The following is a 17442-nucleotide window of genomic DNA, read 5'->3' on the forward strand; positions in this document are numbered from 1 at the left end:
TTCAATCAAATCTTACAGTTCCTACCTAGAGCCTTGTAACCATTCGAGGATAGAATTAAGTTCGAATTTTGTATTGCATATGTGGTTTTTGGTTCGGAATTTCCGATGTTTTTATCAGGGAGCCCAAGAAGGGAGAAAGACAACCAACTCACTATGTGCAGAGAAAGAGAGAAGTGAGTGTTAACTTGAGTATCGAGAGAGCCGTAATAAATAGCGGGATACAAAGCCAGAGCAGCGGTAGAGGCCAGAGTTCGTCGTCTCCGCTATTTGGCCTTTTTGCGTTGTTTCCGTTTTTGATCTTAACAACCGTCTTGTCGTTGTATGATCCTCAGGGCGTCAGTTGGAGTTTTCCTTGGGTTCCGAGCCTAGGTCTGGCGTTAAGTTTCCGGCTGGATGGACTATCGTTTCTGTTTGCTTGCTTGATTAGCGGTATCGGTACTATGGTGCAGATCTATGCGCTGGCTTATCTTAAAGAGCACAAACAGAGACTCGCATTTCACTGTTACTTGACCGCGTTTATGGTCGCCATGCTTGGCGTTGTTCTCAGCGATAATGTGTTGCTGTTGTTTGTATTTTGGGAATTGACGACGGTTACCTCGTATCTGCTCATCGGCTTTAACCACGAAGCGCTCAAGTCTCGAAAGAATGCGCTGCAATCACTGCTTATTACTGGCGCTGGTGGTTTAGCACTACTTGCTGGCCTGATTATGCTTGGCTCCATGGCAGGCAGCTATGAGCTGACCAGTATCTTGGCGCAAGTAGGCGAGATCTCAAATCACGCTCTGTTTTTACCTTCTTTGGTTCTTATATTGTTGGGCGCGCTAACCAAGTCTGCTCAATTCCCGTTTCACTTCTGGCTGCCTAATGCAATGGCAGCGCCAACGCCAGTGAGTGCTTATCTGCACTCCGCTACAATGGTTAAAGCGGGTATCTACCTGCTGGCAGTGGTATCACCCATCTATTCTCACTCAGAGGTCTGGTTCTATACGCTGACCTTACTCGGCGGTTTTACTGCGTTGTGGTGCGCGCTGATGGCGCTCAAGCAAACTGATTTGAAACTCATGTTGGCATACAGCACCACTGTAGTACTCGGAAAGCTGACCTTTTTGCTTGGTATTGGAAGTGACTTAGCACTTAAGTCGGCACTGATGCTGATTGTTGCTCATGCCCTGTACAAAGCAGGCCTGTTCATGGTGGTCGGCAACATTGATAAAGCAGCGGGCACACGTGAAATCAGTCAGCTTCGCGGTTTACGTTCTGTGCTAAAAATCAGCTTTGTCGCCGCGGTTGTTGCTGTGCTTTCGACCTCTGGTGTGCCGCCTTTACCTGGCTTTTTGGGTAAGGAGTACATGTACAAAGCGGGGTTGGAAGTCAGCAATTGGGCAGTCTTTCTGATGGTATTAGTGAATGCGCTTACCGTGACACTGGTTATGGCGCTGTTAATTAAACCTTTTACTACACGTCATCAAGGTGAGCCGACACAAGTTAAGCCTGTTGAACTCAATAAAGGGTTGTGGATGCCACCATTTATGCTGGCCATCATCAGCGTTTTGGCGACGCTCATTGGTCTAGGGTGGCTTAATGAGCAAGTGATTATTCCTGGCGTGACCACGATAGCGCCGGTGTCGACGCCTGAGCCAGTGAAAATGTGGCATGGTATCAACACGCCGCTCATCTTGAGTGTTGTGACTTTGGCACTGGGCGTGCTGCTTTATAAAGTGTATCCGTCACTGACCACATTGCTTGATCGTCAGTTGTCAAAAATGCCGTGTGCAAATCGTGTCTTCGATAATCTGCTGCACGCTATGGTGAGCTTTGCGAAGTGGCAAACGAACTTGCTTCAGACAAAACGAATGAGTGTTTATGGGTTGCTCTCATTTGGCGCTCTAGCGGTGCTGCTCATCACTCATACTCCAATGTCACTTAGCCAGTTTGCAGGTCGATTGGAGGGCATCAAGCTTTACGAACTTGTGATTGCTGCTCTACTCATCGCGTCGTCCTTCGTGGTGATTATTTCCAGAACAAAATTCTTAGCGGTCGCAGCTCTCGGCATGATTGGCTTCATGACCACTTTGGTGTTCATGATTTATAGCGCACCCGATGTCGCTAAGACTCAGCTATTGGTTGAAACCTTGATGGTGGTCTTCTTAGTACTGCTAATGCGTCATGTGCCAAAGCTATCGACAGTGAAGCAGCACTCTAAAGGTCGCCGCGTCCTACATGCTTTGGTTGCGGGTTCAATTGGCGTTGCTGTCACTATGATGCTGATTTCTATTACCGCTGATCCTATCGATATGTCGGTCTCTCAGTTCTTTAATGAGCAAAGTGTGCCGGGCGGTCATGGTCGCAACATCGTCAACGTCATTCTGGTCGATTTCCGCGCCTTCGATACCTTTGGTGAGGTACTGGTTGTGGCACTAGCTGGCCTGTGTGCTGTGAGCCTGCTTAAACCCGGCAGTGTACCATCGACCAAAGTGAAATCACTTATCTTGGGAACGGCATCGCATATTGTTGCTGCACTCATGCTGGTGTTCTCACTCTACCTATTGATGCGCGGGCATAACTCGCCAGGAGGTGGTTTTATCGGCGCGCTGATCGCCGTCATTGGCCTGTCATTGCTTATGTTCGCGGAGTCTCCACAGTATGTGCGAGAAAGGTTGCATTACGCGCCGTTTAGCATCGCTATGCTGGGTGTCTTTATTAGTTTTGCCGCAGGTGCTGTGAGCTTAGTGTTTAATCTGCCATTCCTAACGGGTTTGTGGTGGAAAGATGTATTGCCTCTGGGTACGCCATTAATTTTCGATATTGGTATTTATCTAGGTGTCATTGGTGGGGTGATGGGAATGATCCTCCATGTAACGGAGGAGATGGACTGATGGAAATGTTGTGGAGTGTTGTTGTTGGAGTGTTTGTCGCATCTGGGATCTATTTGATGCTGGAAAGACACCTACTTAGAGTCCTATTTGGCCTGATTTTACTAAGTAGCGCCGTCAATCTTGCCATCTTTAATGCAGGTCGATTAACACTAGGAAATCCGCCGCTCATTGATGCTGATTCTGTCGTGCCACATATGGATGCTGCGAACCCGTTACCACAAGCGCTGATCTTAACGGCCATTGTGATTGGCTTTGGGCTCTTAGTGTTTGCTTTGGTGCTGTTCTACCGCGCTTATGAAGAAACGCAGTCAGCAGATATTGATGAAATGAAGTACTCAGAGGAGCAGGTGTAATGTCAATGTGGTTAACCTTGCCTGTTATCATGTCTGTCTTGACCGCTGTGTTAGTGTTCTTCGCCAGACATAACCATAAGCTTGCTGAAGCAGTAAGTGGTACCAGTGCACTGTTTACTTTGCTAGGCAGTGTGTTGTTACTGAATGGCGTTTTAGACCACGGCCCTCAAGCAGTCGCATTCGGCCAGTGGGCAGCGCCATTTGGCATCGTGTTCGTCGCCGATTTTTTAGCGGCAGCGATGGTGGTCATTACCGCCATTATCGGTGTGGTAAGTGTGTTTTATGCCATGGCGGATCTAATGCAGAAACCGTCCTACGGCGTATTTCATTCGCTGATTCATGTGCTTTTAGCAGGTGTGTACGGCGCATTCTTAACCGGTGATATCTTCAACCTTTACGTTTGGTTTGAAGTTATGCTGATCGCGTCATTTGGTCTTATGGTGCTGGATGCGAATCGTAAGCAAGTTGATGGCGCGGTAAAGTATGTAATGCTGAACTTTATCTCGACGCTGATGTTCTTGTTGGCGATTGGTCTGCTATACGGCGCAACCGGTACGCTGAGTTTGGCTGATTTACACAGTAAGGCTGCGGACATTGCACCACAAACCAAGGTATTGCTTGCGGCATTATTCCTGTTTGGCTTTGCGGTTAAATCGGCGTTATTTCCATTGTTTGCGTGGCTGCCTGCGTCATACCACACGTTGCCAAGTGGTGTAGTGGCTCTATTCGCTGCGCTACTGACCAAAGTGGGTATTTATGCGCTAATGCGTGTGTTTACCTTGGTATTTCCTTTGGCCGACAGTGGTTGGCAGCCTCTGATGATTTGGGTGGCTGCGCTGACGATGCTGACAGGCGTACTGGGAGCCGCGAGCCAATACAATGTAAAGAAAATCCTCTCTTTCCACATCATCAGCCAAATTGGCTACATGGTGATGGGACTAGCACTGTATACACCGCTTGCTTTGGCGGGCGCTATTTTCTACATCGTGCACCACATAATCGTCAAAGCGAATCTGTTTTTGATAGGCGGTCTTGTGGAGCGTAAGCATCAAACTAGCGAGCTAAGTGAATTGGGTGGCATGTACAAAGCGACGCCTTGGCTTGCGTTCTTGTTCTTAGTACCAGCGTTTTCACTGGCTGGCTTCCCTCCATTATCAGGGTTTTGGGGCAAGTTCTTGGTCATCAAAGACAGCCTGCAAAACGAGTACTACATGCTAGCTGGTGTCGCACTGTTTGTTGGCCTGCTTACTATCTTCTCAATGACCAAGATCTGGAGTGAGGTGTTTTGGAAGGCTAAACCATCTAAGCAAGAAGGAGAGGTGCCGGTAGAAAAACTGTGCAACAAAACCAGAGCGCTTTATTACGCGCCAATCGTTGTGTTGACTTCAATGACCTTGGTTATTGGTTTTGCAGCAGAGCCGTTCTTTCAGTTTGCCTTTACCGCAGCAGAGCAACTTCTCGAACCTAGCGCTTATATCAACGCCGTTTTAGGAGGTGGCGCATGAACTATTTCTTCCTAAATGTCTTCTTGGGTGGCGCATGGATGATGCTCAATGGTGAGTATACCGGCTTGAGTTTCGTCACCGGTTTTGTGGTGGGCTATTTCGCTCTTAGGTTGAGCCAGCCGTTTGGGCTTAAATCGAGTTACTTCAAACGGTTCAGTGCTTCGATAAAGCTGTTTCTTTATTTTTGCTACGAGATGCTGGTGTCCGCCGCTCATGTTGTGTGGGACGTTGTCACGCCCACCCATCTAAGTGATCCAGACATCATTTATGTGCCATTGGATGTCACCTCTGATCTTGAGATCACGCTGCTGGCAAACATGGTGTCACTTACCCCAGGCAGCTTGAGTCTGGATGTGACTGAAGATAAGAAACATTTGGTTGTTCATGCCATGTTCGCACCAGATCACGACGATGTGATTCGCTCAATCAAGAATGGGATGGAAAAACGAATTCTGGAGGTGACACGTGGATAGCTGGCTGTCATTTAGTATCAATTTTGCCTATGTAGGCATGCTGTTTAGTTTGGTGTTGGTGTTTATCCGATTGATTAAAGGGCCGACGCTCGCTGACCGAGTGGTTGCACTGGATCTTATTGCCTTTATCACGGTTGGTTTTATTGCTGTGCACACACTAGCGAGTGGCCAAAAATCACTACTTGATGTCGCGATAACTCTAGGTCTAGTCGCGTTTTTAGGCACTATCGCGTTTGCTGGATTTATTGCAAAGCAAAACCAGCAACAAAATGAAGCGGAAAATCAGAAGAATCTTGAGCAAGGGGGCAAGTCATGACGTTTTTAACTGGGCTTTTACTCTGTTTAGGCACTTTTTTTGTGCTGGTGGCGAGTATTGGGGTACTGCGTATGCCGGATCTCTATACGCGAATGCATGCCTCGACTAAAGCAAACACCATGGGGCTGACCGCATTATTGGCTGCTGTGGCAGTAGGTATGCCAGACGTGACCGTTGTCTCCCGAGTTCTCGGTACCATGCTGTTTATCCTGTTGACGGCGCCAGTCGCTGCGCACCTACTCAGCAAAAGCATGTATTGGAATGGCTACAAGATGTGGCGAAAAGATAAGTAAATTGCCGAGTGCCTACCTATCTCTGGATAAGCACTCGTGCACTATCGGTTTTTTAATCGTGAAACAAAAGGAGCGTTTATGCGCAGAAAAGAAATCACCTTACTAGTGATAGCCTGTGTTTGCTTTTTGGTAACCTTGGTAGTGGGTAAGTAAAGGTTATCGGAAAGTGGTGTTTGCGGGATTGAGCTAGAAAGCTCGCAGATACGAAAGCACTCGCCCTAAATGCAGTATCGATGTGCGTTAGGTTTTCATCATCGATACTGCTTATTCGCTGTTATATAGAGCCAAATTAGTTCTCAGTCACTAAAATCAAACGCTGGATAAGTCACTCGAATTCGGCGTTGTTCAGACATCAAACGTTTGAAAGATAATGTCTCAGTGAGTGAGATGATCGCTTGCTGCGCATCATTTTTTAGCACTGCGCCCGCGACACTGTCGCTGGTACCATCATTAAATGCAATCTCTCCTTGGAATATGTACTCCGCATTCAGCGAAGCCCGCTCTGTTGAAATAACAATATTACTTTCTGCAATCTGCAATACCTCGTAACTGTGATTGGCTAAATGCAGCGTTGGTCGCTCTTTAGTTGGATAGGTAAGTCGATAGTGACGCCTTTGATTTTCACTCATGGTTTTCGATCCTAACGCGAATGATGTGAAAACAAGTTAGTAGATATTAGGTGCTAGTCGACCTTTCCAATCAATTTTCATGATTAATGATAAATAGGTCGCACTTTGTTGGCCAAATGAGTGTCGAATGCAACATCAAAGAATGATGTTTACAATGCGATGTAAGCAGATTGGCTTAACGTTTTCTGCCCAGTCCCCTGATGTGAAGCTGGTATTTGGTCATCAGCTTCCATAGTTGCTAAGATGCTTTGCTAGTTTTATTTACTAAGGAAAGTCGCATGACGATTCACTACCGACAAGCACAATCATCTGATCTCGCTGAGTTAATACATCTATTGGCTGATGACCCATTGGGAGCAAAACGAGAGGATATTAGTTCGCCGATAAATGCTAAGTATCTACAAGCAATGGCCGCAATTGAACAAGATCCAAACAATGAACTCTGGGTCGTCGAATCAGAGAGCAAGGTAGTTGGTATGTTGCAGCTCACTTTTATCCCTTACTTGACTCATATCGGCAGTTGGCGCTGCTTGATTGAGGGTGTCAGAATTGTCAAGCAAGTTCGAGGGCAGGGGTTAGGAGAAAAGATGTTCGTATATGCGATTGAGAGGGCACGTGAACGCGGCTGTAATCTGGTACAGTTGACTAGTGATAAACAGCGACCTGACGCGTTACGTTTTTACGAGAAGTTAGGTTTTGTTGCCAGTCACGAAGGCTTTAAACTCGCTTTATAGCGGTTTAGGAATTATTGAAACCAAGAAAGCGTGACTGCATGGTGATGCGTATTCTTTGTTGCAATAAAAATGTGCTAGAGTAAAAACATAACTAACAATAACTTAGAAAGTTTATGCCTTCACATTTACCTAAATCGTTTAGTAAGCCGTTTTTAAAAATATTTTATGTGCTCGAAGCCGTGCTGCTGGTGGCGATTACGCTTGCCACCATTTACGCCATGGTTGAAGAGTTCATGCACGTCTTTACTGAACGTCGAGTGCTGCTCACTGATATCCTGCTGATGTTTATTTACCTAGAAGTTCTCGCTATGGTGCAGCAGTTCGTCGTGAACGGAAAAATTCCAGTTAGATATCCAATCTATATTGCCATGATGGCCATTGCTCGCTATATCACACTTGGGATGAAAGAAATGGACGCAACCATAGTCGTTTGGCTATCGGTAGCGGCATTTGTTTTGGCGGCCGCGACTTTGCTTATTCGAGTAGGGCATCATTACTGGCCCTATGTGGATAGAGATAACAACAAGCCTCAAGAGTAATTCGAGTGGTAAGATAGTGGTTTATGAGGCACAAAGCTTCAGAGGATGTTAATAATGGAATCCATGCCCATTCTTTATTCTCTGCACAATTGCCCTTTTGCAATACGTGCTCGGATGGCGCTGATTAAAGCGCAGCAACGAGTACGTATTCGCTCAATTAAGCTAGACAATAAGCCCACCGAACTCCTGCAAGCCTCTCCAAAGGCCAGTGTGCCAGTACTCGTGGTTTCAGAAAATCAGCAATCGCTGTTGGCTGATGAGACGCACGTTCTGGAACAAAGTTTGGATATCATGGTTTGGGCGTTGTCGAAAAATGATCCTCATGGATTATTGGGAGAGGATAGTCACAATCAGCTTCCAATTATGCTGACATTGATTGAGGAATTTGAACGAGATTTTGACCCAGCACTCAACGCGTTTGGATGCGCTAAACGCTACCATGAAAATTCAATGAACCCTCTGCGGCAAGAATGTGAGCGTGAGCTGGCCAAGCTCGAACTTCGTCTTTCAGAGCACCCGTTTCTGTTTGGAGAGCGCGAAAGCCTCGTTGATATCGCCTTACTGCCATTTATTAGAAAGTTCGCTCGTATCGACAAGCAGTGGTTTCGAGAAGCGCCTTATCCCAAGGTACGTGACTGGTTGACTCGTTATCTAAATAGCCCGTTTTTTTCCAAAGTCATGGCAAAGCAGCCGCTGTGGTCAGTAGAGCAAGCTGATGTCTATTTTGGTGACTATCAGTTTAAGCGTTGAAAAGCTATCGGCTTAGCGCTTCTCCAAGCGGTTTAAAGTATGCCAGCAGTGCATCACTGATGGTTTGGCGATGGTGCATATCTGGATACAACGCGATAAGATCTTGTTTCTCGGTACCTGCAACGAGGTACGAGTTTTCAATCTCTGAGCATGATTCAATGACAGCCTCAAATGCTCGAGCCATCATTTCAGTTGGCTGAGAAAAGTAGTTGGCACCTGCGGCTTGATCTGCTTTGACACTTCGAGAAACATAGTCGTGTCGATCCAAACCATCACTGCTTAACAGCACAGTATCAAATACGTTAAGTAACCGTTCATTTAAAGGATGAGGTAAGTGTTTAGTATTGGTAAGCCAACAATCACTCGCGAACAGTATTTTTGTCTGCGGGCCTGAACGGTCACCAATATCAAAGGCTTTCTCTGCAATGTAATGGTCAAACGCGTGCCAGAATTCGTGCGCTAGGGCGCCAGCGCCCGCATTTTTAGCAAGTGCCAACTCTCTCTGATTGGGAGCATAGTCCGCCTGTACTCCTTTACGGCCACCAGTGCCAAAAGCAAGATTCAGATTGCCACGCAGGCCGATAGCCTTGGCTGGAAGTGCGAGGAAAAACGCCAAATCAGCCAATGAATCAAAGATAAGGTTAGCGGCGAGATCTTTCTCTTCCGAGTTTACCCAACTTCCAACACGGATGCTGCCAATGCCAAACGTCTGCTTGATATTTAAAAAAGAAACCTGTTCGCCATGACGATAGTCAGGGCCCTTTCGCGTTTTATATTTGAAGTTGGACAGCTGCATAATAGGGTAAGAATAGGAACTAAGGTTGCTTAAGTCGTCTTTACACGAGTGTGTGGCGTGCTAGGGAGTATATACCCAAGTGAGACTCAGATGTAGGCTTGGTGTGATTGCAATGAATGTTCATGTGGTTTACTTGGTTATGGGTTTAGTGGCATATTGTTGCTAAGTGACGGTTTTACAAGGAAAGGTTATGCCTCAAGCTCATCTTATTCGCCACGGGGAAACGGTCTGGAATGCAAAACTGGTCACACAGCTAAATCTTCAATCATAAAAATTAAAGGACTTCGCAATGGATGCATTAATTGCCCAATATACCGATGCAGACGAGCATTCTCGCTTGACTCGTCAGTATATTACCCAGCTTGAATACGATACGACTATGCATTTACTGAGTGATTATCTTGGCAAAGGGAAACAGGTTAGTGAACTGGGTGCAGCGACAGGTCGTTATTCTCTAGAGTTTGCTAGTCAGGGGTGTCATGTTACTGCCGTTGAGTTAGTACCCGATCAAGTGCGTTTGCTAAAAGAGAATGCTTTGAAACAAGGTTTAGCGCTAGATATCCATGAAGGGAATGCTTGCCATGTGCCTTTTATCGAGGATGAATCTCAAGATCTATGTGTCATCTTGGGGCCGCTTTACCACTTGAAGACTGCGCACGAGCGTCAGCAAGCGATTCAAGAAGCTAAGCGCATTTTGAAGCCTGGTGGAGTGCTTGCGATAGCTTATATTTCTAAGTTTTTTGTTGCAGGATTATTTGCTCAACGTTTTCCTCACCTGATTACGCCTGAGATACTTGGTGAATTGCACTCAAAAGGCACCGTTTCAAATCAGGAAGCGGATGGTTTTTTCAATGTTGGCTACTTTGCTTCACCAGCAGAGATGGAGTCGCTAGTCAAAGGAGCAGACTTTCAAGTCACAGCTCATGCATCTACAGATGGCTTTAACCGATATTTAGACCAAGGAGTTAATCGATTTACACCCACTCAATACCAGTCTTGGCTTAACTATCACTTAGCAACCTGCCAGGAACCGAGCTTATTGGGTGCAAGTAATCATGGCCTTGTTATTGCGGAAAAATAATTCATCATCTTCAAAACCAACATAGCCTTGTTGTTAGCGGTAACGCACGAACAAGGCCATGTATTCGCAGATCTTTGATTAAGTTTCTAAAAACAATCAGAGACAAAAGTTATATTCGGTAGTCTTCGACCTCTTCCTTACTTTGCTTTAACTCGGTTAGCTCACTCTGCGTTTCATAGTTTATCCAGAACAAGAACAACTCATACCAAATCGCTAAGACAATTGCCCCCAAGAACAAGCCTATGATGCCCGCAAAGAGCATCCCGCCAATAGCACCGATTAGGATGATAGGCATCGGAACGTCAACACCACGCCCCATTAACATAGGTTTTAGGAAATTATCAGAAAGACCGCCGGCCAATGCCCAAATCGTAAATATTGTGGTGCTGGTGCCGTCGCCTGTTGAATAAACGTAGAAAATGACCGGAGCGACAATCAAAAGCGCGGGAAGCTGAGCGATACATAAAATCAAGGTTGCAAGAGTAAGTAAACCAGCGGCTGGTACTTTGAATACAAACATCGCAGCGCCAATAATAGCTGACTGAATAAAGGCAACACCGACAACGCCCAGCAATACACTGCGAATGGTTGCGGCCATTAAGTTCGCCCACTGCTCTGCTTTTTTACCAACGGTTCGTACCGCGACGGTTTCTAGTGCACCAGATATTTTTTCTGCGTGAGCCATAAAGCCGCCGGCTATCGCCAGTGAGATGATGAACATGATAAGACTTGTCAGTGCGCCACCAAGGATAGAAGCTATGGTGCCTAAGAAGCCTTTAATTTCAGGCAAGAACTGCTGAATGCCTTTTTCAATGTTGGTCGCAAACAAGTTCCAGATACTATACAGCTTGTCACCGATGATAGGGATTTCGGCGATTTTGTTTGTTGGACCTGGGATCTTAATCTCACCGCTTTGCAGTACCTCCGTCGTATGTGCAACGCCGTCATAAATTGAGCCTGACACCAACACAAATGGGATAACTAGAATTGAGATACCAATCAAAGCAACTAGTGTAGAGGCTAACCCTCGCTTGCCACCAAGCGAACGTTCAAGCTTTTTAGTGACGGGCAATAAGGCTACGGCAATGATTGCCCCCCACAACACCGGAATAATGAACGGCTTAATGATGTCGTAAGTAAAACTGAGCAAAAGTACGAGTAAGCCGATTCGAATAGCCGACTCCACCATATTATTAACAAAGAGCTTGCTTTGACGTTGTTCGGTTTGTCTATCCATTTTGTTGTTCCCTGTGTTGCAAGTTTGCACTGACTAAACTCGAAACGACGATGGCCATATAAAATACGCCTACAATCGCCTCTAAATACACCACTACTTGAGCCAGTGGCGTCACTGGACTTATATCACCATAACCGAGAGTGGTTAAGGTAACGAAACTAAAATAGGCAGCATTGGAGAAGTTCTCTCCCCAAGAAATCGCTTCCATACCGGTAAATGCGCCAGGCGAATATTCAATGACTACCAAGTAAACGATAGCCCACATTAAGCCAAGCAGGAGAAATAATGCGACTGAGCCGATGACTTTGTTGGTATTTACCTCGCCATGAAACAGTACCTGCTTTGCTGTGGATTTGAATGTTCCAAAGAAGAAGCAAAAGGTGAGCGCCAGCATGGCGATATCCATTTCACGCCGCTCGAATATGAGTTTGAAAATAATGACGGCAACCCAGAATAGAGCGAGTGTTTTCAGAAGTCGTGACCAGTTTTTATCAAACCTAAGGCTCGCAAAGCAGACGATAAAGGTAATGACAATTGTGACTTGAAGAACACGCTCGATAGCACCACTACCCACAACTTCTGCCAAAGCACCGCTAATCAATAAGGCAATTAAGGCGAGAGTCAAATAGAAGAAATTGTTTTCTTCATTGATGTTTTTAAGGCGATTTCCTACTTTCATGTTATCTATCCTTGCTGCTTTGCCACCCGTTTCCATATTGTTCACTAGCGTGTGGCACCTTATTCAGTGTCTTCCATCACCATAATAGAAGCCGATAGACCAAATCTTAGATGAACCCCTTCAGGTAATTCCTTAATCGAAATACGCACCGGAATACGCTGCGCGAGTCGAATCCATTGGAATACAGGGTTTACGTTAGGCAGCAAGTTGTAACCCACGGTGCCATCTTTTGGCGCAATCCCCCAGCCAATGGAGTCGACCGTTGCTTCTAAATGCGTGTCTGGATGCGACATTAATGTCACCCGAGCATCACTACCTGGTTTGATTTGTGGTAGTTGGTTTTCTCTGAAAAAGCCGAATACCCAAAAGCTATTTTCGTCAATCAGCGCCAATAACGGTTGGTTAGTCACCGCTTGCGTACCAGTGCGAATGTCGAGGTTGGAAACAAACCCATCGACAGAAGCCACGACACGGGTATAGCTTAGGTTAAGCTTGGCGGATTTCAGTTTTTCTTCCGACGCTTTGATTTTGAGTAGGGACTCTTGATAAGCGATTTCACGTCGAATCAGATCTTTGTGCGATACTGCGCCTTTGTCTTTTTTACGTATATCGAGCAAGCGGTCGTATTCGATTTTTTTGCCCTTTGAGCTGATGATGGATTGCTCAAGTGCTACTTCCGCTTGAGCTAATGCAACCTGGTAAGTCTCTGGGTCAATCTCAAAAAGAAGATCGCCTTTCTGCACTCTTTGGTTATCTGTAATAGCAACGTTAACAATGGGGCCTGAGACACGTGGCGCGACTTTGATTATGTTCGCCCTTACTTGGCCATCGCGCGTCCAAGGGTTATTGAAATAGTCTTGGTACTTCTGATACCCAAACCAGGCCGCGCCGCCAAGTATGACTAAGTTCAGGACGATAATAATGGATTTCTTCATTCGGAGGCTCCTAAAACCTAATCACAAAGTGGTCGAAGGCAACAACGTACATCACCACGATGGCGAGGAACGTTAGTGAAGGGAATGCGACAAATCGCGACAACTTAGTTTTGTTCATAATGATCACCGTAATCCATGTGGCAACAATCGCCATACACACGACGAGAGTTAGCGGTGAAAAATAGATATCGCCCCAAGCGAGTTCGTGTGGCATTTACGGCTCCTCCTTGGTGGATGCGGTTCTAAACATCATTTCTGGTACAAGGGTATTCTCTTGGTCTAATTGGTTATCCCAATCCGTTCTTTTTTGCATCTGCTCAATGTTGTCTGGAGACACAAAGCTCTGTCCGGATTGAATTTGCCAACCGCCCCCGAGTGACTTGTAAAGCGCGACGACCTGGTTGGCGACGTTGCCCTTGATTTGTGCGTAGCTATCTTCACTGCGAGTCATTTTCTCTACCGAATTGAGCAGGCGTTCAAACGAGATTTGGCCGTTCTCATATTGAGTAAGAGAGATATTGAATGCTCGCACCGATGCGTTGACCGATTGAAGACGAAGTGCTTTTTGCTCGACATAGAGTTCGTAGGCTTCCATGGCGTTAGTGACTTCTTGCACCGCTTGTAGAACCTTCTTGTTATAGTTGGTCATGGTCTCTTGGAAACGAGCGTCTTCGAGGCGAATGTTATTTTTAACTCGGCCGTATTGAAAAATGTTCCAGCTAAAGGAAGGGCCTGCAACTAATGTCAGTGAGTCATTGAAGCTAAAGCTCGAACCTGACGGAACTGAGCTGTCGATACCAATCGAGCCAAATAAGGAAAAGCTAGGATAGAGCGCGGTTTCTGCCACACCAATTTGTGCACTTTGGGCATGAGCTTGAAGTTCTGCGACTTGCAGATCTGGACGTCTCATGACCAAGCTTGCGTCGATATTGGAGGCAAGTGCTGGCGCCTCGGGCACAATTGAACCATCGTCATCTTCTGATATAAGAGACTTAGAGCCTGATGAACGAAAACGTTGTTCATATTCAGCGAGTCTTTGATTCATCCCTCCTTCAAGTAAAGGGTCGACCTGTTCTGGCAGCAAACCGAGCAAAACAGCAAGTGCGTTGCGTGCCTGTAACATGGCAATTTCAAGCGCGGGTAGTGCCGCTTTGGTGGTGAATAGTTGGTTTCTCGCCTGCTGCACGTCGAGCTCGGTGACGTTACCGGACTCAAATTGTACTCGAGTGATGTTGACAACACGCTCTTGAATTTCGATGTTTCGCTGCGAAAGTAACATGCGCTCTTGGAACGAACGATAATTGATGTAGTTGCGAGCCACTTCTGAAGTGATGGTCACCAATATATCGTTATAAGAGGCAATAGAGGCGTAGTAGGTTGCCTGCGCGGCTTCAATACCGCGAGCGTATTTTCCCCAGACGTCTATTTCCCAACCTGCATCGAAACTGATGGCGGCGTTGTTAAAGGAACTTTCATTCACATAGGCTCGAGCCAGGTTGCCCGATATTGCCTGTGCTTGTGGGTAACGCAGACCATCGGCAATGCCTAATACGGCTCTGGCCTGTAAGATTCGAAGTCCAGCGGCCTCGACATCTAGGTTTTGCTTAGCGGCTTTCTCTACAAGTTGATTGAGAGTCGGGTCGTTAAATTGTTGCCACCAGTTCGCCGTTGATTGTGTGCTCGATTCTGTTTCACTGTCACTCCATGACTGAGGAAGCACCACCTTGCTGCTCGGCTCAAATTCAGGGCCAAGTGTGGTACAGGCAGTCATCAACATAGTCGTAATAAAGGCTATGAATAGCCGATAGCTCATCATTATTTCGTCCCTAAAATCGATGCATTTTGAGGTTCTTCAAATCGATATCTCGACCAGCCTCTTCAACATTTTTCAGTGATTCATACAAGTTTCTTTTTAAATGAAGAAATAGGTAGAAGCCAGCAATGTCATTTTTGTCTATCTCGTCCAAGTCGAGCGACTCGAAAAAGGTTTCGAGAGCTTGTTCCGCTTGGGTGTAGTCTTGCTCAGCTTGCTCGAAATAAGCATGGCTATTTGATCGAGCGATACCATTCACCTCGAGCCCATGCACTCTGACGAGGCTTGGTAAAACAGTATCAATGTGAGTCTCTCTAAGCTTAGTAATCAATGAGTTATTTTTCAGAATTGTTTGTGCAGCAACGAGGTTATTCACATGTCCTATTAATACTCCGCAGCGTTTGGCGTAGTGAACTAAGTGTTGTTGGCTATTGTTATCGAAATAGCTCACGTCGACCTTACTTGCCCAAAGCACCAGCTTTTTAGAGGCGACATTGGCGGTTTTGACGTGTAATGCGAGGCGCAGCCTTGTTAGCCAGTTTGGTTTGATATTTTGCATGCCGAGCAGCAAACGGTGTAAGTGAAAGAAAAGTCGCTGCCTAACGGTTAAAAATAGATGCTCCGCTTTGCTGGAAAAAGGAAAGTAGTGCGAAAACACTATCATCAGCACCACAAGGTAAAATAAGGTCATGACGGTAAGAATGATGCCAAAGTGATAGGTCATAGTGTTGTCTATCCCAAGCACAAACATACCCAACATAAAGAAGATGGTGATAGGCCCTTTAAATAGGTAAAAGCCGATAAAGGTATAAATAAATAGGAACAGTGCGAGTTCAATTCCGAGCTCTAGCGCGGGCAAAATAAACACATAGGCGGGGATAGCGAATAAAAAACCGAATGTGAACAGAAATCCCAGCGCTTTAGGATGAAGCGGCATAAAAGACAGGACAGCCATAAATATGGTGGAGAAAATCACAAAGCTGTAACCACCAGGTGGGTTAAACATAATCCATAAACCACCTGCGACCCAGTAAGTGACGAAGACTTTAATCGATGTTTTAAAGTTTTCTGCATCCCACCACAAAAAGGCACTAGGCATTGGAGGAAGCGTTTCTTTAAACGACACCACTTTAGTGATAGAGTCAATACAGCTAACCGCTTCAGCAAGCTTACCTGCGTTACCATAAAGCCGATTCAATAGATAGCCCAAGGTCAACACCGACGCCCTGGAAAGGTGACCGCTTGCTGCCAATTTTGCTTCATCAACTTGCAGCTTCTTCTCTTCAAAGCGAAATGACTCTCCACCCTCAGGAGAATCTAAAAACTGCTGACTTTGCGAGAGCAGCGTTTCAATTTGCGCGACAAACGCAGGGAACTCGGCCAAGTAATCATTGGTGTCTTCATGGTTGAAGCGCGCGCTTGACGCAGTCGCAAGGAGTTGGGTAATTTTCTGACTGTGGTGGATGACCAATTTCCACTCATGCATGTACGCGGCGACTTCACTACTCTCCTTTCTTATGACGTTGAAGCGCTGCTCAAGCGTGGTTTGTGCGGCGAAGAGTTTTTCGACTAGATCGTCGATGGATGGAGTCGTGTTTTCGGCATAATCACGTTCACCAGTTTCGTCTTTTATCTCATTTGGTTGAACATCATTCGAAGCGGAAGTCGCCATACCTGGTAAAGATGAGGAAATTGCGGCGAAGGTTTTTTGTTGGATGTCTAAGGTTTCTTGAAGCAGCGCAGTGAGGTTTTGCTCTGCTTTACTGGGGAATAAATAGACGCCAACCAAGGTGTATATCGTCACTCCAAATACCGTCATATAAGCACGGTCGACACCATACAGAAATGCACCTTCGGCATCGCCACCGTTTGACATCATTAGCGTCATGACAGCCGTCAGCATGAGTAGAGTAGGGTCGCTTTGATAGGCGTTGCGAAAGTAAAAGATAAACGACACCACAATAGACACGCTTAACATATACAAAAATCGGTCTTGAGCAAAAGCACCCACTAAAATAAGACCGATGACTGCACCGGCAATAGTGCCAAGTACTCTGAGGCTGCCTTTTTCAAAGACTCACGCTGACTCCCCGTCGATGCAATGAGCATAACGGTAGTCGCAGCCGTGGAAGCTTGAGGCCATCCCATAGCAAAAGGTATGAGATAAGCGAGAGTCAAACTTAGCGCCACCTTAGTGGCAAATCGCGCTTTGCTGTTCATTATCCTTGAATTGAAGAGGGGCTTAACAGAAATATAGACGTTAAATAATGATTTGGGTGGCTAACATCAAGAAATCTAAAAACTTTAGTGTGTTTGGTGAACTGCCACGACCCTTTTAAAATAGAGCGCTAAGCTTGTGGACTTTCGTTTTTTCGTGAAGTTGTACTGCATATCTGTACAAAATCTCCTAGATTCATAGAAGTGACCAGTAAA

The 17442-nt window shown here is 45.9% G+C and carries 17 protein-coding genes and 1 pseudogene; 10 read left to right on the plus strand and 8 right to left on the minus strand.

Features of this window, described 5'->3' with window-relative positions; all coding sequences use genetic code 11:
• The first annotated feature begins 218 nt into the window (after positions 1-218).
• Genes mbhE through mnhG form a run of 6 tightly spaced genes read left to right on the plus strand, consistent with a single transcriptional unit; the run spans position 219 to position 5816 of the window.
• Positions 219-2876 (plus strand): hydrogen gas-evolving membrane-bound hydrogenase subunit E, encoded by a 2658-nt coding sequence (gene mbhE, locus PG915_RS07240; protein WP_418642288.1) that lies wholly within the window; start codon positions 219-221, stop codon positions 2874-2876.
• Positions 2876-3229, plus strand: a complete 354-nt coding sequence (locus PG915_RS07245; protein WP_353498506.1) for a Na+/H+ antiporter subunit C — start codon at positions 2876-2878, stop codon at positions 3227-3229. Before mbhE ends, PG915_RS07245 begins: the two co-directional genes overlap by 1 nt.
• Complete coding sequence (locus PG915_RS07250) at positions 3229-4734, plus strand: proton-conducting transporter membrane subunit (RefSeq protein WP_353498507.1); 1506 nt, start codon at positions 3229-3231, stop codon at positions 4732-4734. Before PG915_RS07245 ends, PG915_RS07250 begins: the two co-directional genes overlap by 1 nt.
• Positions 4731-5207 carry a Na+/H+ antiporter subunit E gene (locus PG915_RS07255; RefSeq protein WP_353498508.1) on the plus strand — a complete coding sequence of 159 codons (477 nt, stop codon included), beginning with the start codon at positions 4731-4733 and terminating at the stop codon, positions 5205-5207. Before PG915_RS07250 ends, PG915_RS07255 begins: the two co-directional genes overlap by 4 nt.
• Positions 5200-5523, plus strand: a complete 324-nt coding sequence (locus PG915_RS07260; protein WP_353498509.1) for a cation:proton antiporter — start codon at positions 5200-5202, stop codon at positions 5521-5523. The genes PG915_RS07255 and PG915_RS07260 overlap by 8 nt, the downstream gene beginning before the upstream one ends.
• Positions 5520-5816 (plus strand): monovalent cation/H(+) antiporter subunit G, encoded by a 297-nt coding sequence (gene mnhG / locus PG915_RS07265; RefSeq protein ID WP_042498239.1) that lies wholly within the window; start codon positions 5520-5522, stop codon positions 5814-5816. Before PG915_RS07260 ends, mnhG begins: the two co-directional genes overlap by 4 nt.
• Positions 5817-6112: 296 nt before the next feature.
• Here the strand turns inward: mnhG and PG915_RS07270 are convergent, their stop codons facing one another.
• Complete coding sequence (locus PG915_RS07270) at positions 6113-6445, minus strand: hypothetical protein (protein ID WP_353498510.1); 333 nt, start codon at positions 6443-6445, stop codon at positions 6113-6115.
• A 278-nt stretch (positions 6446-6723) separates the two neighbouring features.
• Here PG915_RS07270 and PG915_RS07275 point away from each other — a divergent pair, with 278 nt between their 5' ends.
• From PG915_RS07275 to PG915_RS07285, 3 genes are all read left to right on the plus strand, one after another.
• A complete protein-coding gene (locus tag PG915_RS07275) occupies positions 6724-7179 on the plus strand; it encodes a GNAT family N-acetyltransferase (protein WP_353498511.1) in 456 nt (151 codons plus the stop codon).
• Positions 7180-7292: 113 nt separating this feature from the next.
• Entirely contained in the window at positions 7293-7718 is a 426-nt protein-coding gene (locus PG915_RS07280; protein WP_353498512.1) for a phosphate-starvation-inducible protein PsiE, read from the plus strand.
• A 63-nt stretch (positions 7719-7781) separates the two neighbouring features.
• Entirely contained in the window at positions 7782-8468 is a 687-nt protein-coding gene (locus tag PG915_RS07285; protein WP_418642287.1) for a glutathione S-transferase, read from the plus strand.
• Positions 8469-8472: 4 nt separating this feature from the next.
• Here the strand turns inward: PG915_RS07285 and PG915_RS07290 are convergent, their stop codons facing one another.
• Entirely contained in the window at positions 8473-9264 is a 792-nt protein-coding gene (locus tag PG915_RS07290) for a CLCA_X family protein (protein ID WP_353498514.1), read from the minus strand.
• A 289-nt stretch (positions 9265-9553) separates the two neighbouring features.
• On the opposite strand from PG915_RS07290, the gene PG915_RS07295 reads away from it, so the two are divergent.
• Positions 9554-10345, plus strand: coding sequence for a class I SAM-dependent methyltransferase (locus tag PG915_RS07295; protein ID WP_353498515.1), 792 nt, complete (start codon positions 9554-9556; stop codon positions 10343-10345).
• A 109-nt stretch (positions 10346-10454) separates the two neighbouring features.
• Here the strand turns inward: PG915_RS07295 and PG915_RS07300 are convergent, their stop codons facing one another.
• The 6 genes and pseudogenes from PG915_RS07300 to PG915_RS07325 all read right to left on the minus strand — a co-directional run bounded on the left by PG915_RS07300 (position 10455) and on the right by PG915_RS07325 (position 17229).
• Entirely contained in the window at positions 10455-11582 is a 1128-nt protein-coding gene (locus PG915_RS07300) for an AI-2E family transporter (protein WP_353498516.1), read from the minus strand.
• Positions 11575-12261 carry a potassium channel family protein gene (locus tag PG915_RS07305; RefSeq protein ID WP_353498517.1) on the minus strand — a complete coding sequence of 229 codons (687 nt, stop codon included), beginning with the start codon at positions 12259-12261 and terminating at the stop codon, positions 11575-11577. The genes PG915_RS07300 and PG915_RS07305 overlap by 8 nt, the downstream gene beginning before the upstream one ends.
• A 59-nt stretch (positions 12262-12320) precedes the next feature.
• On the minus strand, positions 12321-13196 hold the full coding sequence (locus PG915_RS07310) for an HlyD family secretion protein (protein WP_353498518.1): 876 nt from the start codon (positions 13194-13196) through the stop codon (positions 12321-12323).
• 10 nt (positions 13197-13206) lie between these two features.
• Entirely contained in the window at positions 13207-13410 is a 204-nt protein-coding gene (locus tag PG915_RS07315; protein ID WP_353498519.1) for a DUF1656 domain-containing protein, read from the minus strand.
• On the minus strand, positions 13411-15012 hold the full coding sequence (locus PG915_RS07320) for a TolC family protein (protein ID WP_353498520.1): 1602 nt from the start codon (positions 15010-15012) through the stop codon (positions 13411-13413).
• A 10-nt stretch (positions 15013-15022) separates the two neighbouring features.
• Positions 15023-17229, minus strand: a pseudogene (locus PG915_RS07325) (FUSC family protein).
• Between the last annotated feature and the right edge of the window lie 213 nt (positions 17230-17442).

Source organism: Vibrio sp. CB1-14, assembly GCF_040412085.2.
GTDB classification, from domain to species: domain Bacteria; phylum Pseudomonadota; class Gammaproteobacteria; order Enterobacterales; family Vibrionaceae; genus Vibrio; species Vibrio chaetopteri.